Annotated in this window: 1 protein-coding gene; it reads right to left on the minus strand. The window is 47.0% G+C overall.

Annotated elements, in window-relative coordinates:
* A partial coding sequence (locus Q5762_RS37925) for a hypothetical protein (RefSeq protein ID WP_315896861.1) occupies positions 1–254 on the minus strand: 254 nt, incomplete at its 3' end.
* Between the last annotated feature and the right edge of the window lie 31 nt (positions 255–285).

The following is a 285-nucleotide window of genomic DNA, read 5'->3' on the forward strand; positions in this document are numbered from 1 at the left end:
TTCTCGAATGCACGGCGTCTCTTGAGGAAATCCTCACGTGTTTCGCCGTCCTTCTGCTTGTCGAGGTTCTTCCATGAGTTCTTCATGAAAGCGACCGTATCGGAGTTCACACGCAACTTTGTGCGGTTGAACTTGTTGAGTGTATCGAGACACACATCATCATCATGATGGTTGTTCTTCAGGATCACGCTGTCCTTACGAGTGAGATAACCAGTATCCCGATTGTTCTTCAATTCCCTTGGTTCGATGATCATCGGCAACGGGTACTGATATAGTTCGATCTCA

This window comes from Streptomyces sp. P9(2023) (assembly GCF_032436795.1).
GTDB lineage: Bacteria > Actinomycetota > Actinomycetes > Streptomycetales > Streptomycetaceae > Streptomyces.